The following is a 23,964-nucleotide window of genomic DNA, read 5'->3' as shown; positions in this document are numbered from 1 at the left end:
ATAAGTACACGGGCAGGGCAATCACTTTGGTAAAAGCAAACACACTATGATGAAACCGGCATTAGCATTTGATAATCCGAAAAAGCCCATGCGTTGGCATGATATGGCTTGCGGTGAATTGATTGCTGAACAAATAAACCAACATTTGGCCAATTGGTGGCCGAGAATGTTTGGTTATCATTTATTAAAGCTAGGTGATTTAAGTGGTGAAATTGATTGCAGTGCGTCAAAAATCTCTCACCAAGTGAGCGTTAATGAAGATAAAAACAGTGCCAATGTGATTGCTGAGATAGACGATTTACCGTTTTTAGATAGCAGCGTTGATGCCTGCTTACTGACCCAACAGTTAGAATTTGCGGTCGATCCACATCATATCTTGCGTGAAGCCGATAGAGTATTGATCCCCAATGGCTATTTAATTATTTCCGGCTTTAACCCAATTTCATTGGCAGGCTTAAACCAAATCATTCCCTATCGTCGACAGGTACTGCCATGGCAAGGGCGCTTCTTTACACCAATGCGTGTTAAAGATTGGCTTAACTTGCTCGGTTATGAAGTGTTGGATGACAAACGTATGTTGTTTTCGTCATTACATCCGAAGATAAATGCGGATGGCTGGTGGTTTAAAATGTGCCAACGTTTTGCTGGAAAATATTTAAGCTCGATTGGCTCGGTTTACGTTATTGTCGCTAAAAAACGGGTTCACCCATTAACGCCTATTCGCCCTAAGTGGCAAATACGTCCCAAATTTCGACCCATTAAAGTTTCAACATTAGGGCAAAATCGTTCTTGAGCAATTCTGTATCAACCTCGTCTTTACCGCATTATTTAGTGTTAGATTTTGGTAGCCAGTCACTTCGCGCATTGATCATTAATAACCTCGGTCAGACTGTGAGCAAAGTGGTCGTCGATCAATTTCACTATAAGCGCACCGAGCAAGGCGTTGTCAGCCAACAACCCGAGTGGTTTTTTCAACAATGTATGCACGCATTGTCGCCGCTTATCGCCGATTACAGGCAGCAAGGGTTTCAAACCACTGATATTGCCTGTATGGGCATCACCAGCATGCGAAATACGCTTATTGCCCTTGATGACAAACACCAAGCTGTTGTTGACGCCATCGTCTGGCAAGATCGAAAAGACGCTGAGTGCGTGCCTGCATTGAATCTCTTTTACCGCTTGGCGTTTGCTATTGCCGATTGGTTTGTGCCACTAAAAAAAGACATCGCCGAATTACAGCAACAGGCAGCTATCAATAAAATTCGGCAAAGACATCAACAGCAATACCGCAACATCGCCCATGTATGTTATCTGACAGGCTATTTACATTACCGATTTACCGGCATCGATATCGATAGCCGTGCCAACCTTATTGGTCATCTGCCGTTTAATTTTAAACACGGAAAATGGCAGCCCAAATGGCATTGGTATCATCAAGCGTTTGCCACTAAACCACAGTGGCTGCCATCGATATGCGATGTCGGTGATGTCATTGCCAATGTGAAACCTGAACTTAGCCAGTCTATCGGTTTTAAACAAACAATGCCTTTAGTGGCGCTTGCCAGTGACAAGGTCAGCGAGCTTATAGGCAGTGGCTGTTATCGCGCGGGACATTTACATATAAGCCTTGGTACAGCCATCAGTGTATCCATGCTGACCCGGCGCTTTAAAGGTCCTAAACCATTTTATCCAGCATTTCCATTTGTTGAGTCTGGTCTGTACGTCTGTGAATTGATGCTTGCCATAGGTATGCAATTAATCAGCGACTTTATCGAACAATTCGCTGATTGTTTACCAGCGAATTTACGGCAAGATGATTCAAACTGTGATGTAAGCCGTGACGAGTTGCTGGCGAGATTGGACCAACAACTCATGTTGTTGGATGAATCTCAAGCACCTGAGACTCGGTTTGATATCGACGCCTATTGCCAACACTATCGCTGGCAAGACGGTTTTAATGTTGCTCTCGATGACTTTGCAGGTAAAGGTTTTGATGCGGCAGGTTTTGAAGGCGAAGGTTTTGATGCGGAAGGCTCTAATGACCTGGCTATTGGCATCGCCCATTATCGCGCACTACTGGATGCCATTGCCGATAGCATTGTCATGACGGTTTCGCGATTAACGACTCGATTAAATCGTGACGTGCAGCAAGTGTATGTGAGTGGTGGTGGCAGCAACAGCCGTTATTTGTGCCATCAAATAAAGCGGCGCTTGGCGAAACCGCTGTTTGTCAGTCAATCCAAACAAGCCGGTGCTTTAGGGGCGGCAATTTGTTTGGCGTACTTTCAAGGACATTACCCGAGTTTAGAATCTGCGGTCACCAATATGTGCCAATTACCCATTGAGGTAGATTCAGCAACAGACGACGCTGTTGAATAAAAGGTGTTTTCAATGCGTGGGCAAGGTAATATGCTACACATATTATAGCGGTAACTGATTGTCTCAGTCCGTTGGTTTTTCATTTAAATTAATAGAACTTCATTATGCAAAGACTTGAATTTTTACATCTCCTTAATGGTATTTTACAACCTGAGCGTATCAAAGATTACTGCCCTAATGGCTTACAAGTACAAGGTGCAGAAAAGGTTGAAAAAATCGTTACCGGTGTTACTGCCAGTCAAGCATTGATTGATGCCGCTATCGCTGCCGGTGCGGATACCATCATTGTCCATCACGGCTATTTTTGGAAAAATGAATCCTATGCCATTACTGGCATGAAATATAATCGAATCAAAGCGTTGCTCGATCACAACATTAATTTGTTTGCCTATCATTTACCGTTAGATATTCATGAAACCTTAGGCAACAATGCGCAATTAGCTAAGCTGTTGGATATCCACGAGGTAGAACCACTAGAGCTGGGCAATCCACTATCGGTAAGCATGAAAGGGCAGTTGAGTGCAGCGACACCGGCTGAAAAAGTTGCGAATAAAATCAGTGCTCGGCTAAATCGCCAATGCTTGCATATCGCTGCACCGTCAAACAAACCTATTAAAACAGTCGCTTGGTGCACTGGCGGAGGTCAGGGGTATGTTGAAATGGCTGCAGAGCAGGGCATTGATGCGTTTATAACCGGTGAGGTTTCTGAGCAAACGACGCATATAGCCAGAGAAATGGATATCCATTTTTTTGCAGCGGGTCATCATGCAACAGAGCGTTATGGTGCCAAAGCACTCGGCGAATACCTAGAGCAGCAGTATCAGCTCGATGTGCGCTTTATCGATATAGACAACCCAGTTTAAATTAAAGCCTGATATGAGCATTAGCCGATAAAACCATTAAAGGCGATAACGCATTATCGCCTTCGTTCTGTTTTTTAGAATGATATGTGTCGTTTTTCGTTATTTTAATTCTGTTTATATTCACTACAATAGCCTTTCCCTAACATTTATACGAACAACAGTTACTTTTAAAATGAACACAAAGCAATCACAACAAGCGTATCCAACAGTCGCGAAACTCATGCATTGGCTAACCGCAGTCGTGGTCTTCGCCTTGTTTGGTGTTGGCCTATGGATGGTTGAGCTCGATTACTATTCAAGTTGGTATCGTACGGCTCCGACTTATCATAAAAGTGTTGGCATATTATTGGCTTTGTTGATTGTACTGCGTATGGTCTATAAATATCTTAAGCCTGCAGTTCAACCGATTGAAAGTCACAGCAAAATTGTGAAAATATCAGCTAAAGCGACACATTTTATTTTGTATGTTTTATTGCTGACGTTATTTACTTCGGGCTATTTAATATCTACCGCTGACGGCCGTGGTATTGAAGTCTTTGATTGGTTTGTCATTCCATCTTTGGGTGAATTATTTAGCAATCAAGAAGATATTGCTGGGACTGTTCATGAGTATGTTGCGTATAGCTTGATAGGATTGGTGGTATTGCATGCTGCTGCAGCGATAAAACACCATGTTATTGATAAAGACGAAACGTTAAAACGCATGTTATAAACCGTAAACCTAATACTATTAGCGCTTAAACAGAGAGAGTTAAAATGAAAAAATTATTGCTATCGAGCTTGTTGCTGGCATCAACAGCGATGACATCAGCACACGCTGCGGATTATCAAATTGATTATCAAGGTGCACATGCCTCGATTAACTTTAAAGTTAAACACCTTGGTTATAGTTGGTTAACAGGCCGCTTTAATAAATTTGACGGTCAATTCAGCTATGATGAAAAAAACATCGAAGCATCACAAATTACGGTCAATATTGACACCGCCAGCGTTGATTCAAATCACGCTGAACGAGACAAACACTTACGCGACACCGACTTTTTGGATGTAAGCAAGTTTGCAAATGCCAAATTTGTCAGTAAAAAAGTGATGGATATGGGCGATGGTAAATTAAAAATCATCGGCGATATTACGTTGCAGGGCATCACCAAAGAATTAATCATTGATGCCGAAAAAATTGGTGAAGGTGACGATCCTTGGGGTGGTTATCGTGCCGGTTTCGCGGGTACAACATCTATAGCGATGAAAGACTTTGGCTATAAAATGGACTTTGGCGAGATCATATTTGACCTGCACATTGAAGGCATCCGTAAATAAGCAGGTTTTAAGCTAGACAATTTAGGTGACAGCTTAGGCAAAAACTTAGGCAAAAGCTTAGATAAAAGCTTAAGTTAAACGCTAAGTAAAAGCTTAAGTTAAACGCTAAGTAAACGCTTAGTCGAAGCGGAAACAATCAATCTGGGTCAGAATGCATGAGTTAATTTCATGGTTCTGACCTTTGTTTATCTGCTGCGTTTAAAATCGCTTGTTGATTATTTCGAGGCTATCCAGTCATTTACATTTTGCTCGAGCATGTCTAATGGCAGAGCACCAGAGAGCAACACCACATCATGAAACTCAGCAATATCAAAATTCGGGCCTAGCAATTTCTGTGCTTGCTTGCGCAGCTCAACGATTTTCATCATACCTAATTTATAGCCAAGCGCTTGACCAGGCCACGCCATATAACGTTCAACTTCGGCAGTGGCTTCCGATTCGGCACTACCCGCATGTTCCATCATGTAGGTAATGGCTTTTTCTCTTGTCCAGCGTTTGGCATGAATACCGGTATCAACAACTAGCCGTACCGAGCGGAATAACTCTTGTTTTAAACGACCTAAATTTCCATATGCATCATCGTCATACATGCCCATCTCATAGGCCACCAATTCGCTATAAAGCGCCCAACCTTCAACGTAAGAGTTGTATGGTGCTAATGAACGCAGCGCTGGTATATTGGCTATATCCATATTTAGTGACGCTTGCCAGTGATGCCCTGGGTTGGTTTCATGATAGGTTAAACTTGGCAAATCAAATTTTGCAATAGAAGGGATGTCGCGTAAATTGACTAAAAATACTCCAGGTTTACTGCCATCAGGAAACGGCGGGTAATATTGCCCACCTGAGGCGGTGTCTTCTATTTCTTTGGCGAACGGTTTGACGATAACATCGTATTTTATCGGGGTTTTAAATTGCTCCGGCATACGCTTGTTAATTTTTTCAATGTAGCCTGTTAAATCGGCGATGATTTTCTCTCGACCTTTGTCGTTATTCTCATAACTAAAGCGCGATTCGTGAGCCAAGGCCGCCATACGCTCAGATATGGTGCCGTATTTGTAGCCAAGTTGCGATAAAATCGAATCCATATCGGCACTGATGCGTGCCACTTCATCCAAACCTATTTTATGAATTTCGTCAGCACTAAAGTCACTATCAGCCTGATCCTTTATAGCAAATGTATAAAAAGTCTTGCCACCAGGTTGCGCCCATATCCCATCGCCTGGTGCGGCTTGCGGTAAGTATTCGGTCATGGTGTCAATGACTTTTTGATAGGCAGGGAATACATGTTCGTTTAATGTGTCTGCGGTTTGCTGCAGGAGGCGCTTTTGTTCGGCCTTATCTATGTTTGATTGCGCCATTAACTGTTTTAATCGGCGATAAACGATATGGTCTTTAGGCTCGACTAGACTGAAGCCTTGGAGAAAATTAATCGACGACACCATCAGCGATTTTGGTGGTACCCAGCCGGATTTTGCGTCTCTAATGAATTTCGCTTTTATTTGTTGTACCTGCGCAGGCACCTCTTTTAATAAGCTTAAGTAGCTTTTAACGTCAGCGCTTGAGTTAATTTCAAATGCGTCGCTAAAGCGATAGATAATATCAACCAAAGGACCATTGATTTGATTAATAATATAAGGTTGATGACCAAAGTATCCCTCGATAAAGCCTTGTTTATGTTTTTCAGAGCCCGCCAAATGCAAGAAGATATTGGCCATGATCAGTCTTGAACTTTCGGCTTTTTTGTCAGCAAATGGCTCATGTTTTAATAATAATACCGCTTGTTCACGCATATATTGGCGATAATCATCGTTAACGTCTGGTGCGAAGTTGTCGAGTTTATCTTGTGTGACGACTAAGGTTTGGCTACTTTTTAAACCAGACAATGCCGCATACTGCGGGCGCATTTGGAAAAAGGCTTTGGTGCCGTTATTCATTAACGTCTCGACACTGGGGAGTTGCGGTTGTTGATTAACACCAAGGACATCTAACTTAGGCTTTTGTTTGGTCTCAACTTTAATGGTGACTGTTTCTTCGTCAGAACAAGCCCCTAGGTTGAGTAATGCTGTTACGGCCAGAGCAATAGGCAGTAATTTGCAGCCAAATGGCGACCTTGTTGTCATAAATAATCCTTAACCACACGCTAACTTATTGATATATTATCAGTATATATATCGAATTTTGAAAAGGAAGTCGTGATGAACAAACAACTTAAAACTATCGCGATTGCCACAACTGTCTTTGTGACGTTAGTGGCTTGTACAACATCACCTACAGGGCGCTCGCAGGTTTTGCTACGCTCAAGTGCCGAACTCGATAAAATGGGCGCGACTTCTTTTGAAGAAATGAAAAAAGAAGTGCCAATCTCGACAGATAAAGCGGTGAATGAATTTGTTCATTGCGTTGCCGATTTTATTACACCTAATGTTAGCAGCAAGACCTTCGAAGGTGAGTGGGAAGTCGTCGTATTCGATTCTGAACAGGTTAACGCTTTTGCCTTACCAGGCGGTAAAATTGGTGTCTATACGGGTATATTGAATGTCACCGATGATGCGGACCAACTGGCGGCTATTATTGGTCATGAGGTAGGGCATGTTATTGCTCAACATTCTAATGAGCGCTTGTCCAATAATACCATTAGCACCGGTGTCATTATTGCTGCGGGTGCTGCAGCGTCAAAAGATCAGCGTGTCGTAGCCGTTGCTGCCGCTGCCGCGGCCACACAATTGTTTTTCCAATTGCCCTATAGCCGTACTCATGAAAGTGAAGCGGATATCATCGGTCAGGAGCTGATGGCGCAATCTGGGTTTGACCCTCGGGCTAGTGTTAAACTGTGGCAAAATATGGCGAAGTTATCCGATGGCGCGCCGCCTGAGTTTTTGTCGACGCACCCATCACACACAACGCGAATTAATAAATTAAGCGAACATTTAACGGTGTCTGAGCCGATGTACGCGCAACGCAATGTTAACCCTAATTGCCCAAAGCCTGTGATCCCCGAACCGAAAAAACAGGAAAAGCCAAAGCAATCTGAGAAAGGTTAATGGTTACGGCAACGAAAGGGCGCTAACGGCGCCTTTTTTGTATAGCCTAGCTATAGCAAGTGATCGGGTTTCGTTTGAACACAATATGCTGCAAAGTCGAACATTATTTTTTTGAAATATCACTGGCTTTTCAGTATTAGGTCTTAAAGCCTGAGCCATTGTATGGTAAACTTTCGCGCGATTTTTATAAGGATAATTCAAAACATGTCTGAATTTACTTCAATTGAACAACGCGTCAGTTACGGCGTGGGTCGCCAATTAGGTGACCAATTACGTAACAACCCATTTAAAGAATTCGATGTAGCTGCTGTACAAGCAGGTATTGCTGATGCTCTAGCGGATGCTGCTAGCCAGGTTTCTCAAGAAGACCTACAAGAAGCATTCACTGTCGTTTCTCAAAAACTTCAAGAGCAAGAAGCCGCAGCAGCAAAAGAAGCTGCAGCTGAAGGTGAAGCATACTTGGCCGACAACGCTAAGCGTGACGAAGTTACAGTTACTGAATCTGGTCTTCAATTTGAAGTATTAGTCGAAGGTGACGGTGAGAAGCCAACTGCAGAAAGCAACGTTCGTACACACTACCACGGTACGTTCATTGACGGTAAAGTATTTGACTCGTCATACGATCGCGGTCAACCAGCTGAATTCCCAGTACAAGGCGTTATCGCTGGCTGGACTGAAGCGCTACAAATGATGTCAGTAGGCTCTAAATGGCGTTTACACGTGCCATACGGCTTGGCATACGGTGAGCGTGGTTCGCAAGGTGCTATTCCTCCTTACGCGACCTTAGTTTTCGACGTAGAGTTGTTAGCTATCATCTAGTATTAAGAAACGGGGTTTTTAACCCCGTTTTTTTTGATCTAAGTAAATAACCCATAGATTATTTTGGCGGATAATTTACAACCTTATTATCGACGTTAGATGATGTGCCAAAGTAAGTTTAAAAACGACAATATTGAGTAAGAGAATAACAATGACAAAAGTCGCTATTTTAGGATGTGGTGGCCGCATGGGCCGAAACTTGTTGCAAGCTGCGATTGAGCACCAATCAATTGAACTGATTGGTGGTACCGTTCGTGCTTCTTCAACCTTAAAAGGTATTGATGCTGGAGAGTTGTGCGGACTGGGCCTGCAACATGCGCCTATAACCGACAACATCGAGGATTTATTAGCGGCTGATGTGTTTATCGACTTTACTTCTATTGAAGCGACCAAACAGCACGTTGCTTGGTGTAACGCCAATAATAAAGCCATTGTTATCGGCACCACCGGTTTTAGTGATGATGAAGTCGCACAATTGCAGCAGATAGGTAAAGATACCGCCGTGGTATTGGCGCCAAACACCAGTGTTGGTGTTAACTTGCTGTTTAAGTTGTTGGAAATGACCGCACAAATTATTGGTAATGAAACCGATATTGAGATTTTTGAAGCACATCATCGCTTTAAAAAAGATGCGCCATCAGGCACCGCAGTAAAAATGGGCCAGGTCATCGCTGATACACTCGGACGCGATTTAAATAAAGTTGCGGTTTATGGCCGAGAAGGCATTACCGGTGAACGTGATAAAGACACGATAGGTTTTGCCACGGTTCGCGCCGGCGACATCATTGGTGAACATACGGCGTTTTTTGCGGATTTGGGTGAACGCCTTGAAATCACCCATAAAGCCACATCGCGTATGACCTTTGCGTTAGGTGCTATGCGCGCCGCGTCATGGCTAGTCAACGCTGAGCCTGGTTTTTATGATATGCAAGACGTGTTAGGGCTTAAATAGTTTTACTGTAATAGATTCGTGATATCGACGCTTTATAGCCATATGAAATGTGTGCTTTCTCGGGTTTAACACCGGAATGAAAATTAAAGCGTTAAAATGTATAAAATTGTTATAGACGCAAGGCCGTTAAATGCGTAAAATGCGCGGAATTTGCCAAAATTTCGTAAACGGCTTATTTTCGGATTAAAAATAGCCACTGTCTGCTCAGGTTTTAGACAGTTGCTTATTAATACTACATTTCTTCATTATGGAGGTTAAATTGACTAAATCTGCCATTTTGGTGCTCGAAGACGGCACCGTATTTAAAGGGACAGCCATCGGCGCTGAAGGTACTTCAGTGGGTGAGGTGGTTTTTAATACCGCTATGACCGGTTACCAGGAAATCCTAACTGACCCTTCTTATGCAGAACAGATAGTCACTTTGACATACCCGCATATTGGTAACGTCGGTGCTAACTCTGAAGACGAAGAGTCTGGTGACATCGTTGCAAAAGGGTTGGTTATTCGTGATCTACCATTGCTGACCAGCAACTTCCGTTCAGAGCAATCGCTCACGGAATACTTGGTTGCCAATAATATTTTGGGTATTGCAGACATCGATACACGCAAACTAACTCGCATCTTGCGTGAAAAGGGTGCTCAAAACGGTTGTATTATCGCCGGTGACGCCATCGATGAAAACAAAGCATTAGAACTTGCTAAAGACTTCCCAGGACTTAAGGGTATGGATTTAGCAAAAGTTGTAAGCACCAAAGAGGTCTATGAATGGACCGAAGGTAGCTGGCAGCTTGGTAAAGGCCATGTCACACCAGAGCAATTCAAGTATCACGTTGTCGCCTATGATTTTGGCGCCAAGCGTAACATCCTGCGCATGTTGGTTGACCGCGGCTGTAAACTTACCGTTGTTCCAGCACAAACGCCTGCAGAAGAGGTGTTAGCTATGAATCCAGATGGTATTTTCTTATCTAATGGCCCAGGTGACCCAGAGCCATGTGACTACGCAATCAGCGCCATTAAGTCATTCCTTGAAACCGACATTCCAGTATTTGGTATTTGTTTAGGCCACCAATTACTTGGTTTGGCAAGTGGTGCAAACACAGTGAAAATGAAGTTTGGTCATCACGGTGCGAACCATCCAGTTAAAGATATGGACAGAGATGTCGTTATGATTACCTCTCAAAACCATGGCTTTGCGGTAGACGAAGACACGTTACCAGCGACATTGAGAGCAACGCATAAATCATTGTTTGACGGTTCCTTACAAGGTATCCACCGTACAGACAAGCCGGCGTTTAGCTTCCAAGGACATCCTGAAGCAAGCCCTGGTCCGCACGATGCGGCACCACTGTTCGATCATTTCATCGAACTAATTGAACAACGCAAATAAGCTAAACCACTGAATAGATAGAGTAATAAAATGCCAAAACGTACTGACATAAAAAGTATTCTTATTTTAGGCGCCGGCCCGATCGTTATTGGTCAGGCTTGTGAATTTGACTATTCAGGCGCGCAAGCGTGTAAAGCGCTACGTGAAGAAGGTTATCGAGTTATCTTGGTTAACTCGAATCCTGCGACGATCATGACTGACCCTGAAATGGCAGATGCCACCTACATTGAACCAATTCATTGGGAAGTTGTGCGTAAGATCATCGAAAAAGAGCGTCCTGATGCGGTACTACCTACCATGGGTGGTCAAACCGCATTGAACTGTGCACTCGAGCTTGAAAGCAAAGGTGTGCTAGCGGAATTCGACGTTGAGATGATTGGTGCGACAGCTGATGCCATTGATAAAGCGGAAGATCGTTCGCGCTTTGATAAAGCGATGAAGAGTATTGGTCTTGAAACACCACGTGCTGAGATTGTTCACTCTATGGATGAAGCCATAGCAACCAGTGAACGCATCGGTTTCCCATGTATTATTCGTCCATCATTTACTATGGGTGGTACCGGTGGTGGTATCGCTTATAACCGTGAAGAATTTGAAACCATTTGTACACGTGGTTTAGACCTTTCACCAACTAACGAGTTGTTGATTGATGAGTCTTTGATTGGTTGGAAAGAATACGAAATGGAAGTTGTTCGTGACAAAAACGACAACTGTATCATTATCTGTTCAATTGAAAACTTTGACCCTATGGGTATCCATACCGGTGACTCGATTACCGTTGCGCCGGCACAAACCTTGACCGATAAAGAATACCAAATCATGCGTAACGCATCGCTTGCAGTTCTGCGTGAGATTGGTGTTGAAACCGGTGGTTCAAATGTGCAATTTGGTGTGTGTCCTGATACCGGTCGTATGGTTATCATCGAAATGAACCCGCGTGTATCTCGTTCTTCGGCGCTAGCGTCAAAAGCAACCGGCTTCCCGATTGCAAAAATCGCTGCCAAACTTGCCGTTGGTTACACCTTAGATGAGTTAAGCAACGACATCACTGGCGGCGCAACGCCAGCATCGTTCGAGCCAACCATTGATTACGTTGTGACTAAGATCCCTCGTTTTAACTTTGAGAAGTTTGCCGGTTCAGAAGATCGCTTAACCACACAGATGAAATCTGTTGGTGAAGTTATGGCCATCGGTCGTAACCAACAAGAATCAATGCAAAAAGCATTGCGTGGTCTTGAAGTCGGTATGAACGGTTTCGACCCTATGGTTGACGTTGCCAAGCCAGGCGCGAAAACCAAAATCATGCACGAGTTGCAAGAAGCAGGCTCTGATCGCATCTGGTACGTTGCCGACGGCTTCCGCCTAGGTCTAACGGTTGACGATATTTTCCGTCTAACCAAAATCGATCGTTGGTTCCTTGTACAGATTGAAGACATTGTACTAGAAGAGAAAAAAGTATTTGAAGGCGGTTTATCGTCTCTAACACCTGACGTATTGCGTCGTCTTAAGCGTAAAGGTTTCTCTGATAAGCGCTTAGCGGACATCATCGGTGTTGCTGAGACTGAAATTCGTCGTAAGCGTGTTGCTGGTGAAATCTTCCCAGTGTACAAGCGCGTTGATACGTGTGCTGCAGAATTCAGTTCAGATACTGCCTACATGTATTCAACTTACGATGAAGAATGTGAAGCAAACCCGTCTGATCGTGAAAAAATCATGATCATTGGTGGTGGTCCTAACCGCATCGGTCAAGGTATCGAGTTCGATTATTGTTGTGTACACGCGGCATTAGCGTTACGTGAAGACGGCTACGAGACCATCATGGTTAACTGTAACCCTGAAACGGTTTCTACCGATTACGATACATCTGATCGTTTGTACTTCGAACCGATTACACTTGAAGACGTATTGGAAATTGTTCGTGTTGAGAAGCCAAAAGGCGTTATCGTGCAATACGGTGGTCAAACACCACTGAAACTAGCCCGTGCATTAGAAGCTGCAGGTGTGCCAATTATTGGTACGTCTCCAGACGCTATCGACCGTGCAGAAGACCGTGAGCGATTCCAAGCAGCGGTTGACCGTTTAGGTTTACTACAACCAGAAAATGCCACGGTTACCTCGCAAGAAGAAGCGGTAGCCCGTTCGAAAGAAATTGGCTTCCCATTGGTTGTTCGTCCATCGTATGTATTGGGTGGTCGTGCGATGGAAATCGTTTATGATGAAGACGATTTACGTCGCTACATGAACGAAGCCGTAAGCGTATCAAATGAAGCACCAGTATTGCTTGACCGTTTCCTTGATGACGCGATTGAATTTGATATCGATGTTATTTGTGACGGTGAGCAAGTTGTGTTTGGTGGTGTTATGCAGCACATCGAACAAGCCGGTGTTCACTCTGGTGATTCAGCCTGTTCATTGCCGCCGTATAGCATCAGCGATGAAATTCAACAAGTAATGCGTGATCAAGTGGAAGCATTAGCGTTTGAACTTGGTGTTATCGGTTTGATGAATACGCAAATGGCGGTTAAAGGCGATAAGGTTTACTTAATCGAAGTTAACCCTCGCGCAGCTCGTACAGTACCATTTGTATCGAAAGCGACCAGTGTTCCGTTAGCAAAAGTTGCGGCTCGAGTAATGGCGGGTAAGTCATTGAAAGAGCAAGGCGTTGAACGTGAAATTATCCCGGATTACTTCTCTGTTAAAGAGGTTGTTATTCCGTTTAATAAGTTCCACGGTGCTGACCCGCTTATTGGTCCAGAAATGCGTTCAACGGGTGAAGTTATGGGTACCGGTGATACCTTTGAAGAAGCTTACGCAAAAGCAAACTTAGGTGCTGGTGAAATACTTCCTAAAACAGGCCGAGCGTTAATTTCAGTGCGTAATTCAGACAAAGAGCGTGTTGTTGACTTAGCTCGTCAATTAATTGATTTGGGCTTTAGTTTGGATGCGACTCACGGTACTGCAGTTATTTTAGGCGAAGCTGACATTCCAGTGCGTTTAGTTAACAAAGTACACGAAGGTCGACCGCATATTGTTGATAGAATTAAAAATGGCGAGTACAGTTATATTATTAACACCACAGAAGGTCGCAAGGCGATCGAAGACTCGAAAGAGATCCGTGGTAGCGCACTTCGCTATAAAGTAACCTATACAACAACACTTAATGCGGCATTTGCAGCTTGTATGGCTCATGCGGCAGATGATAGAAACTCTGTGAATTCTATCCAGGAATTACATAAAAGGTGTAAATAAGAATGAGTCACATACCAATGACCGTTCAGGGCGCGGAAGCTCTGAAAGAAGAATTAAATCATTTGAAAACCGTTAAGCGTCCAGCGATTGTGCAATCAATCGCGGAAGCTCGTGAACATGGCGATTTGAAAGAAAATGCTGAGTATCACGCCGCTCGCGAAGAGCAAGGGTTTTGTGAAGGTCGTATTCAAGAAATAGAGGGTAAACTGGGTAATGCGCAAGTAATTGACATTACTAAGATCCCAAATAATCACAAAGTGATTTTTGGTGTCACAGTGACTTTATTGAATGTCGATACGGATGACGAAGTGACTTATAAAATCGTTGGTGATGATGAAGCTGACATCAAAAACAATCGTATTAGCATCAACTCACCGATCGCTCGTGCCATTATTGGTAAAGAAGTGGACACCGAAGTGGAAGTTAACACCCCAGGTGGCCGAGTAGAGTATGAAGTCATCGCGGTTGAACACAAGTAATGTGTGATTGACGTCTGTTAAATGACTGTTGAATAAAAACGTGGCCTTGGCCACGTTTTTTTATAGCCAAAGCAAACCCGCGGCACGCTGCCATGCTTAGCCCTTAGCCCTTAGCCCTTAGCACTTAGCCCTTAGCACTTAGCCCTAGAGCTTTTTCAGCAAACAATAGGTCGTATGACCCATGGGGCAGTCGACTAGCTCTCCATATACCTGATATCCCAGCTTTTCATAAAACGGCTTGGCTTGAAAGTCCACTGTTTCGGTACGTACGTAGGCAAAGCCTTGTTGTTTAGCGAATTGGTGTGCTTGCTTCATAAGCTTACTGCCCACACCTTGGCCGCGCGCTTGGTCGCTGAGCCAAAGCAACTCAATAATGCAATAGTTCCAAAACGCATTGGCACGGATCCCGCCAATAATTTGGCCGTCGCTGTCTTTAGCAAAAACCGCAAACTTACTGTCTGGTTCATAAACAACGTCTTTGGCAAGATGCTGCTCGTTGAATGATTGAATGCCTAAGCTGATGGTTTTTAACTCTTCAGGTTTAGGACTGGTTGTTAAATAGATTTCCATGTGTCGTTACTATATTGCCTACCTACGACGTATATTAACGTTAAATTAGGCTATTTAACACGGCATATTTAAGCTGAGGAAACAGCGTATTAACACATGTTTGCACTTTGTAATCATCTCTATTTTTCTCGCTAATTGTAATTTAATGTAACCACACCATTTAATTGTTTTGTCAAATAGCTGTCTGGGGAGGATAACGATATGACGATTTTTATCGGACTATTGGCGTTAGTGATAGGCGTTGTTTGTTGCAATGAAATCAAATGGTTTAGGAAATAGAAAATTTCCGGACTCTGACGCTAATGTTTCGAGCACTTCGGTGCTCGTTTTTTTTGCGTTAAGCGTTGAGCGTTGAGAGATGAGAATTGCGCCACTAAGTCAGCCTTGGTTAGCGCGAAGTGAATAGTGGCAATTAGCAAAACAAACTGAACTAACTTGACCACTTATTCACTGAGCGAGTCAGCCCCGTTCTTTGAGGGAGATTACATGAAAGAAAAACAAGTCATAACGGCACCTAAAAATGCGCAGATGTTCGACCTTGTCAAACTGATACTGCTGGCATTGCCGATCACCCTTATTTGCTTGTTTGATATCATTCGCACTTTATTTACCGGACGCTCGAAAAGCTTTCCAAAAAGTAATATCTATCGACACCATAAAACACCGACTAACAAGACACACTCTAAACCGAAATAATATCGCTAAATCCTTCCGCTTTTGTCGGTGCTTGATAACGTCTTAACATATCATCGAGTACCGTGTCAGGAATAAACTTTTGTTCTGCCTGCTGCCTATTGTGATTAACCTCTCGCAGGTAAGCTGGATTGTCACTGTTTTTGAAACATATCGCGATATATTGGGCGCCGGGGTAATAGCCAATCGCGCGTTGTCGATCTGAGCGAGTTAAATTGGTTAAATCCCACACCACTAAATCATGGTGTTTTGACTGGGCAATACGTTTTTGAAACAAGTGCTGATGGCGAATGCGTATCGGGTGGTTCGTCGCAAGCTCAAAAAACTGGCGGTAGTTAATATGGTGCTGTCTGCAGAGCCTCTCGACAATGGTGTCTGAGGAGATGTGAAAGCCATGCAGCTTTTTCGCAAAGGTCGATTTACCACAACCAGGTGGACCAATAAGCAAGGTTATTTGTTGTTGATTGTGCTCACTACTCATTGTCTTTAGGCTGCCATACTTGCGTCATCAAACTTGTTATTCCTCATACTCCTTGTGCTGTTCAATTGTACACCATAGCTTTGATCATAAGCTGATGTTTAATTTTTTAGCTTCTTGTTTTAATCGCTTTTCAAGCGCCTTGTCGTCACTATTGCGCAATTTTGATTGACGCAGATGTGCTTGCGCGCGATGTGTTTGATCCGTTAACGCCAACACTTGTGCTAAGCGATAATGCGCCCAAGCAGCACTGGGTAACTCAATTGATAAATCGCTCGTCACTGGCGACTCAGGCTGTTTTAAATAGGATTGCAATGCTTGTTGTCCAGCACTCAAGTTTTGTCCTGATAACACCGCCGTTTTGCCTAATTGGTATAAAGCGGATAGGGCATAGCTGCTCTCTTGGCTTTGATTATATTGCGCACTTGCTTGGCTAAAATAGTCGAATGCTAAGCGATAGTCTTGGCGCTGTTGGTAAATAAAACCTGCTTTGGTTAGCACTCTGGCGTTGTTCGGGTGTTGTTGTAGCGTGTGCGCCAATGTTGTCGTAAGTGCTTGTTCATTGTCATCATGCTCATAGATGTTAAGCAATGCCATGCTGCCTTCTATTTGGTCAACATTTTGCAGTCGTCGCGCATATTGCTCCGCTTTATCGACAGAGCCGCCGGCTATCCCAGGGACATGCAGATAAAATCGAATAAGACCTTTTAAACTGCCTTGGTGTTTAGGGTTGATATGCAGTGATTCTTCAAAATGTTGTTTGGCAGTGCGCGCATACCCTGGTGCCGAAAATATTGATGCATTAGCGGCTTGGCTCAGTGACACTTTGGCAAGCCAATAGTGTTGTTCTGCATTGGCGTTGTCATTATCAACAACTTGTTGAAAATATTGCTCAGCTTTATCTAAATCTTTTTCAAAATAGGCTATCTGACCAAGATAAAATAGCTTATCGAGGCTATCAGGCTGCTGCAGCAACAATGTCTTGGCTTTGTCATATTGCTTTAAATGCAATGCATCAATGGCTTCGGTTGCAATCGCAGAGCTTGCTAAAATCAGGGTGAGTCCAATGGTTGTTCTTAACATCTTAAATCCTTAATTCGTTACTTTAATTGCTTATCAACGCTCATTTGACGTTATTAGTTTGACGTAATTAGTGTTACTTGCTTTTGTTAGGAGCTTTTCTGCGGTAGTGGTTGATTGGAAATGACCGCCGTGTCTTTTTTACTGACTCGTTGTTGTGCACTAGGTAGTGTTTGGTTTTGTGTTTGTGTTTGCGGTTTTGACTGCTGATAACGTTTCGTCAATCTACGAGTCACGGCGATACCGATAACCGCGGGTAATATCCATGGCACGAGCATCCATAGACCAGGCAATAGTTGGCTTAAAAACTGACGTGCACCGAAAGCGAAGAATGCGGTATAGATGCCGATACCGGTACCAATAAGATTGTTAAGATGACAAATCAGCCAATCTTTTGACTGGTGTTGGCGTTGCATGACAAACCTTATCATGCCAATACCATTGCCTAAGCCAACCACAGCAAATATTAAGAAAAGCGGTTGCATCGTCAATATGCCGATATACATTAGCGCGGCCGACACTAAAGGCAAACTGATGATGAGGGCGACATGAGTTGGCGTACGCAACTGGGTTAAATCAGATTTGTATTTCACGCTTAAGTAGCCTTGACGGGCGTTACTTAGCACCAAAATGGATAGGGTGAGCAAGAATAAAGCCACCATACGTTGCTGCTCTATAAAGGACAGAGCTTGTTCGCCACTCGATTGCGGCACCTGTTGACGAATCGCCATGGGATCAACGAGAACCATTAACGACATCACTACCCCAGAAATGGAAAGCAAATACATGATGGCAAGATATATACGACCGATTTTTTTATGTTGTTTGCTACCTTTGCGATTTAAGGCTGGTAGCCAAAACACGATCAAGGCAATACTGCCAGCAATAATATGGGTGTAAAGTAACACTTGATGTAAACCACTTAACATAGGATGTCTCCAATCCATCTTTATCATTGTGGTTATGTTAAAAAATTGTAAGTGATTTGCCTTGTGCCAAAAGTCATTAATTGAAACCATGACTTTTGGCCTATTTTTAAACGATGCGAATTAGGTCATACTATTTACATTACTTTGGCAGTGCTTTTACATTGTTTTTACATTGCGTGTCGATTGTTAAGTCAGTTTACGTATAGAAAATGTTAGCGAGGTTTACGTTTGAAAAAGCTAGTGACATGGTTAGGTGCACATCATGGCGTGATGGCTGGTGTAAGCACGGTGTTGGTTATCGCTGGTATTAGTTTGTATTGGCTCAATGATGCGCCAATTGAATATAAAGCCAGCAGCTACTGGGTGATGCTCGCCTTTACCGTATATTTAGCCTGTTTCATTGCTATTCATAAAAGTGCCGACGCAACGCAAAATGAACCCGCACAGATAGGCCTGTTATTGTTGATGCTCGCGGCAGCGTTTGCGGTGTTATTGCTGATCCCACTTAACTTCACATCGATTTTAACCATCATATGGGTGGCAAAGCTGTCCTATTTTCTTTCGTTAGCACGAACCATGTTAGTCACCACCGTGGTGATTGTCTGTTGGTTTGGCTTGTCGAGTTATTATTGGAACGAAAGCAATGTGGTGATCCAAGCCATGTTGTTTGGTTGCTTTCATTTGTTTTCAATTTTAATGAGTTACCAGACACAAAAAGCGGAGCGTAATTCTTTGCAATTGCAACGAGTTAACAATGAATTGCTGTCGACACAGCGCCTGTTAGCCAGTACCAGTCGTTTGAATGAACGCAGTCGTATTGCTCGTGACTTACACGACCTGTTAGGCCATCACTTAACGGCGCTAAGCATTAATTTGCAGGTAGCTGAGCTTACCTGTGAAGGCGATGCGAAACAGCGGGTTGCTCAGTGTCGACACTTAGCGAAATTATTATTGAGTGATGTCCGTGAAGCGGTAAGTTCGCTTAAAGAAAACCAGCAACTGGACTTTAATGAGATGCTCGACAGCATAGTTGCTGGCTTGCCTGGATTACAGGTTGAGAAATCCATCGAAACAGACTTTCATATTGAAGAAGTGGCGTTAGCTCGTGACGTGCTGCATTGCATCATTGAAGCGATGACCAATACCTTAAGGCACAGCGGAGCTTCACATTTCTATCTTAAGGTATGGCGTCAAGATGACGGCTTGCATGTCGATATGGCTGATAATGGCAAAGTACGTAAAAAATTGAACTTTGGTAATGGTCTGAACGGCATCAAAGAGCGTGTTGATAACGCCCATGGTCAAGTGCAGTTTAATATGGATAAAGGTCTAAAGATTGCAATGACGTTTCCCAGTTTATTTGTCAAAGCAGAGGCCTAAACATGTTGCTTGATACTACTCGTAAAGGAGTCCAACTTTGACTATCGGTGTCTTGCTTGTAGATGATCAAGCCTTGGTTCGCGCGGGTATTAAAAGTTTACTCGATTTGAGCGAGGAGGTGTCTGTTATTGCTGAAGCCAGTGACGGCAGTCAGATCATCGGCGCCCTAGAAAGTCACGAAATCGATGTAATTTTATTGGATATATCGATGCCAGTGATGAATGGTATAGAGGCGTTAGCGCTGTTAAAGCAACAGAACATAGCCACACCGGTCATTATTTTAACCACGTTTGATGATCACGACTTGATATTAAAAGGTATTGCTAACGGCGCAAAAGGGTATCTTTTAAAAGATGTGTCGTTAGATACCTTGATTGATGCGATTAAGTCTGTGCATGCGGGGCAACGATTAGTGCAACCCGCCATAACCGAACGTTTATTGTCTGGTATGCAACACATCCGCTCAGACTTTGAAAAGCCCGATATGATTGAGCCGTTGTCTATTCGCGAAAAAGAAGTACTATCTTTGATGGCCAGCGGTTGCTCGAATAAGGAAATTGCTGACATGTTGTGCAAATCACAAGGCACCATCAAAAATCATGTATCAAACGTCTTATCAAAACTCGGTGTGCGGGATCGTACCAGAGCAGTGTTATTGGCCATAGAGAAAGGCTTGATATAGCCTAGTACAGATTCCCTTATTATTATATTGCAGCGCCTAATTGCGGTAATCGTACTAGACTATTGGCTCAAAGCTTTTTTTAGCAAAGGATTGCTAAGGGCAAGGCGTGCCAAGCAAGTGATACCCGTCGGTAAACTGACAACCAAAATCGTTGGCCGCGACGTTAGCCTGGTCAAGTAAATCATCTCCTACTGGTTTATTACCGGTTTCGACCCATTCGACAAGATCTAAAAATGAGCGCACCATTTCTTGAGCGGTAAAGTCACAATGCAACACACCGCGATACGCTCGAGTGACCAATAAATCACTTTTGCCGTGAGACTGTACCCGTTTGGCATAATCAATTTGGCTTTTAAACGGTACGTATAGGTCGCCCAAATTATGCATGGTAAGTACCGGGATTTTAATGTCGCCGTTAACCACAGGAACTTGGGATAAACCGTTTTCAGTATGGGTTTGTGGCGCTAATGTGAGGCGATAGATGGCGTCATTAAAAGCTTGTTCTTCTGCCGTTAATGTTGGATCCGCGTCTAGTTGATAAATCACATCGTCGTTGGAGGCGACTATGCCGGGATTTCTTGGCAGAACACCATTGCTTAAGCCAAGATCAAAAACAAAGTTACCAGGTCCCGTGCCAATGTCGGGAAAGCTATTCCAAAAAATAAAGCCTTCAATAAAATTTGGACGAACGCCACCAGATTGCATCATCACCAAGTTACGGAACTTTTCACCTTGTTGATTTAACAATACCGGCCAACCACCAGGTTGTGATTGTAGGTTTTGCTTGATACTAGGTACGGTTTGAGTGACGTATGTTTCAGGCTGTACCGGAAAGATAGAACTACCTAATGCTAATTGCTGTGCACCAAGGTTGAAATCCAAAATAAAGTCAAAGTTTTCATAGTCATTTAATGCCCCGCAGACAGGCATAGCACCGGCAAACATCTGAGGAAATTGTTCAATCATGATGGCGCTCACATGGCCCCCCATAGACAGTCCCGTCATGTAGGCTTTACTGGGTTTTCCCACCAATCCATTAAACCGCTTCATCAATGCCAAAGTGTCTTGCACAGCGGTGCTGACATCGTAGTCGTTGCGGCTATATGATGAGGCCGCCCAGGCATAACCTTGAGAAATCAAAAAGGCACGCATTGGGTGGTTGTCGACCGTTAATTCCAGGGTTCCCATACGGCGAAACCCATGTGCCCACATTACCAGTTCGCCATTCCAATCATCAGGAACTTCGATGCGGTAACCAGCTTTATTAAAAACACCATAATAAGCTTTGGCATTGTCTAGTGCCGTGAAGGGCAGTTTTTCTTGGTTAACATAAAATTCTTGGTAGTTGGCCCAAGTGGTTAGTGATACCAGCACACTGAGCATAAAAGAGATTAAGCGTTTCATAGTATTAACTCCTGTTCAGATTAAAAGCAGTCAATTGTGGTCTGCTTCATGGCTCATTAAGCCACGTAATCACTAGAGCAAAGGCTGTTCCAAATCATTGGTTTTATGCGCAAGCTTTTGTTTTTATGCGTTTTATTTCCTCAAGTCGACAATGCCTGCAATGATCGCGCATAGGCGTTTAAATACAAAAATGTGCGAGCATGCCTACATTTATGTATGCATTTATCAATAGGATGTCGCTATTAATACCTGTTTTGAGTTTCTGTATCTTTGCAGTGTGTTTTTTGCGTATTTGCTTAAAAAATATTGGCGCTATAGGCATAACGGTAGCAACAGCAATGTACATATATGCTGGAAGTCATTGGCATATCTGTACATTTACATTGCTAAAACCCATCTAGCTTCTGAAAAATAACTATGTAAATCAATTGTTAATAGAAAGACCTTGTTTGGCATGAAAGATGCAACGTTATTTTACCAGGATAATGTGGAGATCCTTTTATGGACACAGCAAGGGTATTTGCAAAAATGGCACGTGATGGTCAGCAGGATATCGCGTTAGACTTTGCCGCTATATTGACCAACAAAGGACGTCGTTATTGTCACCAGATTGCGCTGACTAAACACAATCAAGGTGGTCAGCAGGACATGGATGAAACATTGACATATCGTCAGCTTGTCGAGCAAACAAAAAAGTTCGCCAATTTGTTGCAGTACAACGGCATCAAAGCGGGAGACAAAGTTGCTATTTTAACTGAAGCAAGGCCGTATTGGGCGTTGTGTTTTTTTGCTGTTTTGGCGGTAGGCGCGATTGTCGTACCGGTTGATCCTAAGTTAACGGAAGTTGAATTGTTACTGGTTATCAATGATGCTAACCCAGCCTTGTTATTGGCCTCAGAGCAAACAATTTCAGTTGCCGATAAAGTGGCTAAGCAAAGTGCCAATAGTCTAACTGTTTTTAATATAGATGCGCATTTGCCCTTGCAACTGCAAGCAATTTCTAGTCAGTTTGCTAGTAACTCGATGACCTTAAATTCGACCGCACTAATCTGTTATACCTCAGGTACTACGGGTAAGTTTAAAGGGGTAGAAATCAGCTATAAAAACCTTTTTGGACAAGTTGAAAACCTAAATAAACTGATGCAAACCGATGGCCATGAAGTCTGTGTATCGATTTTACCATTGCATCATTTATTCGAATTGTCGGCCGGCTTACTGGGGGTGTTATGGGGCGGGGGACAGGTCTGTTATTTAGGCAGCCTTATTCCTGACGATTTATTAGCGACAATGCGCAACCAAAAGGCGACGTTTTTATTGGTCGTCCCTCTTTTTCTGAGTTTGTTAAAAAAATCCATTGTTGCCAAAGTTGCTGCCAAAGGGTATCGAGCAAGGGGCCTGTTTAACCTTATGTACGGCTGCGCAAAATGGTTGCCCTTATCAATGCGTAAGCGTTTGTTTGCGCCACTGCACCGCCAATTCGGTGCTAACTTCAAACATTTTTCCTGCGGTGGAGCACCGTTGGATATTCGCACCTTAAAGTTTTTTAGTCGACTTGGTTTTACGATTTATCAGGGCTATGGATTAACCGAGACTAGCCCTGTCATTGCTACCAATACACCAAACAGCAATCGTTTTGGTTCGGTTGGTAAACCGATCCCTGGCTGTGAGGTTAAAATCATTCCACAAGACCCTATTGCCGGCGACAAGGTTGGTGAAATCGCTACCCGAGGTCATCATGTTATGCGCGGATATCATCAGGATGAGCGATTGACGGAGCAAACAATCGATACCGACAATTGGTTGCACACCGGCGATTTAGGTTATATCGACCGGGACGGGTTTTTATACATTACTGGTCGTAAGAAAAATACCATTGTGCTTGGCGATGGGCAAAATATTCAACCTGAGCAAATAGAGCCAGTGTTACTGCATCATAAATATATTCAAGAGGGGTGTGTGGTTGCCATCATCGGCGGCCAAGGCATGCAAAAAGGGAAACCGTTAGTCTGTGCAGTCGCCGTCGCAAAAGAAGATATTCAAAACTTATCTGACATTGAATATCAAGCCAAAAAGAATCAAATCATTGAAGCGATCAGCCAAAACGCTCAGCAATTATCAGCATTTAAACGACCACACAAAATAGTGGTGCTCAAACAGCCTTTGCCGCGCTCGACAACACGAAAAATTAAACGCCCAAAAGTCGCGCAATTGTTAAATCAGATGGAAATCTACAATGCCTAAGCTTATTAACATTGGCAA

General features: G+C 43.4%; 21 protein-coding genes. 15 read left to right on the top strand and 6 right to left on the bottom strand.

Annotation, left to right across the window (positions count from 1 at the left end):
* The first annotated feature begins 49 nt into the window (after positions 1 to 49).
* From E2K93_RS00660 to E2K93_RS00640, 5 genes are all read left to right on the top strand, one after another.
* Complete coding sequence (locus E2K93_RS00660) at positions 50 to 793, top strand: class I SAM-dependent methyltransferase (protein WP_135440361.1); 744 nt, start codon at positions 50 to 52, stop codon at positions 791 to 793.
* Entirely contained in the window at positions 790 to 2,379 is a 1,590-nt protein-coding gene (locus tag E2K93_RS00655; protein WP_135437235.1) for an FGGY family carbohydrate kinase, read from the top strand. The genes E2K93_RS00660 and E2K93_RS00655 overlap by 4 nt, the downstream gene beginning before the upstream one ends.
* Positions 2,380 to 2,483: 104 nt before the next feature.
* A complete protein-coding gene (locus tag E2K93_RS00650) occupies positions 2,484 to 3,242 on the top strand; it encodes a Nif3-like dinuclear metal center hexameric protein (RefSeq protein ID WP_135437234.1) in 759 nt (252 codons plus the stop codon).
* Between the two features lie 172 nt (positions 3,243 to 3,414).
* Entirely contained in the window at positions 3,415 to 3,954 is a 540-nt protein-coding gene (locus tag E2K93_RS00645) for a cytochrome b (protein WP_135437233.1), read from the top strand.
* A gap of 44 nt (positions 3,955 to 3,998) precedes the next feature.
* Positions 3,999 to 4,559, top strand: coding sequence for a YceI family protein (locus E2K93_RS00640; RefSeq protein WP_135437232.1), 561 nt, complete (start codon positions 3,999 to 4,001; stop codon positions 4,557 to 4,559).
* A gap of 215 nt (positions 4,560 to 4,774) precedes the next feature.
* Here E2K93_RS00640 and E2K93_RS00635 read toward each other — a convergent pair whose 3' ends face one another.
* Entirely contained in the window at positions 4,775 to 6,682 is a 1,908-nt protein-coding gene (locus E2K93_RS00635; RefSeq protein WP_135437231.1) for a DUF885 domain-containing protein, read from the bottom strand.
* Between the two features lie 75 nt (positions 6,683 to 6,757).
* Here E2K93_RS00635 and E2K93_RS00630 point away from each other — a divergent pair, with 75 nt between their 5' ends.
* From E2K93_RS00630 to greA, 6 genes are all read left to right on the top strand, one after another.
* The gene (locus E2K93_RS00630; protein ID WP_135437230.1) at positions 6,758 to 7,603 is read left to right on the top strand and encodes a M48 family metallopeptidase; all 846 of its coding nucleotides are present in this window, start codon (positions 6,758 to 6,760) and stop codon (positions 7,601 to 7,603) included.
* A gap of 204 nt (positions 7,604 to 7,807) precedes the next feature.
* The gene (locus E2K93_RS00625) at positions 7,808 to 8,422 is read left to right on the top strand and encodes an FKBP-type peptidyl-prolyl cis-trans isomerase (protein WP_135437229.1); all 615 of its coding nucleotides are present in this window, start codon (positions 7,808 to 7,810) and stop codon (positions 8,420 to 8,422) included.
* A 151-nt stretch (positions 8,423 to 8,573) separates the two neighbouring features.
* Positions 8,574 to 9,374: a 4-hydroxy-tetrahydrodipicolinate reductase gene (gene dapB / locus E2K93_RS00620; RefSeq protein WP_135437228.1), complete on the top strand. Its 801-nt coding sequence runs from the start codon at positions 8,574 to 8,576 to the stop codon at positions 9,372 to 9,374.
* Between the two features lie 259 nt (positions 9,375 to 9,633).
* Positions 9,634 to 10,761 carry a glutamine-hydrolyzing carbamoyl-phosphate synthase small subunit gene (carA, locus tag E2K93_RS00615; RefSeq protein WP_135437227.1) on the top strand — a complete coding sequence of 376 codons (1,128 nt, stop codon included), beginning with the start codon at positions 9,634 to 9,636 and terminating at the stop codon, positions 10,759 to 10,761.
* Between the two features lie 30 nt (positions 10,762 to 10,791).
* Positions 10,792 to 14,010 (top strand): carbamoyl-phosphate synthase large subunit, encoded by a 3,219-nt coding sequence (gene carB, locus E2K93_RS00610; RefSeq protein ID WP_135437226.1) that lies wholly within the window; start codon positions 10,792 to 10,794, stop codon positions 14,008 to 14,010.
* 2 nt (positions 14,011 to 14,012) lie between these two features.
* Positions 14,013 to 14,489, top strand: coding sequence for a transcription elongation factor GreA (greA, locus tag E2K93_RS00605; protein ID WP_135437225.1), 477 nt, complete (start codon positions 14,013 to 14,015; stop codon positions 14,487 to 14,489).
* A 144-nt stretch (positions 14,490 to 14,633) separates the two neighbouring features.
* On the opposite strand, the gene E2K93_RS00600 is transcribed toward greA, so the two are convergent.
* Positions 14,634 to 15,059, bottom strand: a complete 426-nt coding sequence (locus tag E2K93_RS00600) for a GNAT family N-acetyltransferase (RefSeq protein ID WP_135437224.1) — start codon at positions 15,057 to 15,059, stop codon at positions 14,634 to 14,636.
* A gap of 486 nt (positions 15,060 to 15,545) precedes the next feature.
* On the opposite strand from E2K93_RS00600, the gene E2K93_RS00595 reads away from it, so the two are divergent.
* Positions 15,546 to 15,755, top strand: a complete 210-nt coding sequence (locus E2K93_RS00595) for a hypothetical protein (protein ID WP_135437223.1) — start codon at positions 15,546 to 15,548, stop codon at positions 15,753 to 15,755.
* Here the strand turns inward: E2K93_RS00595 and E2K93_RS00590 are convergent.
* The 3 genes from E2K93_RS00590 to E2K93_RS00580 all read right to left on the bottom strand — a co-directional run bounded on the left by E2K93_RS00590 (position 15,742) and on the right by E2K93_RS00580 (position 18,239).
* Positions 15,742 to 16,233: an ATP-binding protein gene (locus E2K93_RS00590; RefSeq protein ID WP_135437222.1), complete on the bottom strand. Its 492-nt coding sequence runs from the start codon at positions 16,231 to 16,233 to the stop codon at positions 15,742 to 15,744. The genes E2K93_RS00595 and E2K93_RS00590 overlap by 14 nt on opposite strands.
* Positions 16,234 to 16,317: 84 nt before the next feature.
* The gene (locus E2K93_RS00585) at positions 16,318 to 17,313 is read right to left on the bottom strand and encodes a tetratricopeptide repeat protein (RefSeq protein WP_135437221.1); all 996 of its coding nucleotides are present in this window, start codon (positions 17,311 to 17,313) and stop codon (positions 16,318 to 16,320) included.
* Positions 17,314 to 17,399: 86 nt separating this feature from the next.
* Positions 17,400 to 18,239, bottom strand: a complete 840-nt coding sequence (locus tag E2K93_RS00580; RefSeq protein ID WP_135437220.1) for a hypothetical protein — start codon at positions 18,237 to 18,239, stop codon at positions 17,400 to 17,402.
* A 228-nt stretch (positions 18,240 to 18,467) separates the two neighbouring features.
* On the opposite strand from E2K93_RS00580, the gene E2K93_RS00575 reads away from it, so the two are divergent.
* Both E2K93_RS00575 and E2K93_RS00570 read left to right on the top strand, forming a co-directional pair.
* Entirely contained in the window at positions 18,468 to 19,619 is a 1,152-nt protein-coding gene (locus E2K93_RS00575) for a sensor histidine kinase (protein ID WP_135437219.1), read from the top strand.
* Positions 19,620 to 19,656: 37 nt separating this feature from the next.
* Positions 19,657 to 20,301, top strand: a complete 645-nt coding sequence (locus tag E2K93_RS00570; protein ID WP_135437218.1) for a response regulator — start codon at positions 19,657 to 19,659, stop codon at positions 20,299 to 20,301.
* A gap of 93 nt (positions 20,302 to 20,394) precedes the next feature.
* Here the strand turns inward: E2K93_RS00570 and E2K93_RS00565 are convergent, their stop codons facing one another.
* Positions 20,395 to 21,705 (bottom strand): phthalyl amidase, encoded by a 1,311-nt coding sequence (locus E2K93_RS00565; protein WP_135437217.1) that lies wholly within the window; start codon positions 21,703 to 21,705, stop codon positions 20,395 to 20,397.
* A 501-nt stretch (positions 21,706 to 22,206) separates the two neighbouring features.
* Between E2K93_RS00565 and E2K93_RS00560 the strand changes: the two genes are divergently transcribed.
* Positions 22,207 to 23,946, top strand: coding sequence for an AMP-dependent synthetase/ligase (locus E2K93_RS00560; protein WP_135437216.1), 1,740 nt, complete (start codon positions 22,207 to 22,209; stop codon positions 23,944 to 23,946).
* Positions 23,947 to 23,964: the final 18 nt, after the last annotated feature.

Origin of the sequence: Thalassotalea sp. HSM 43, from assembly GCF_004752005.1 — a bacterium.
Classification (GTDB): domain Bacteria; phylum Pseudomonadota; class Gammaproteobacteria; order Enterobacterales; family Alteromonadaceae; genus Thalassotalea_A.
The sequence above is the reverse complement of the archived record's forward strand: the minus strand, read 5'-3'. Positions and strand labels throughout refer to the sequence as shown.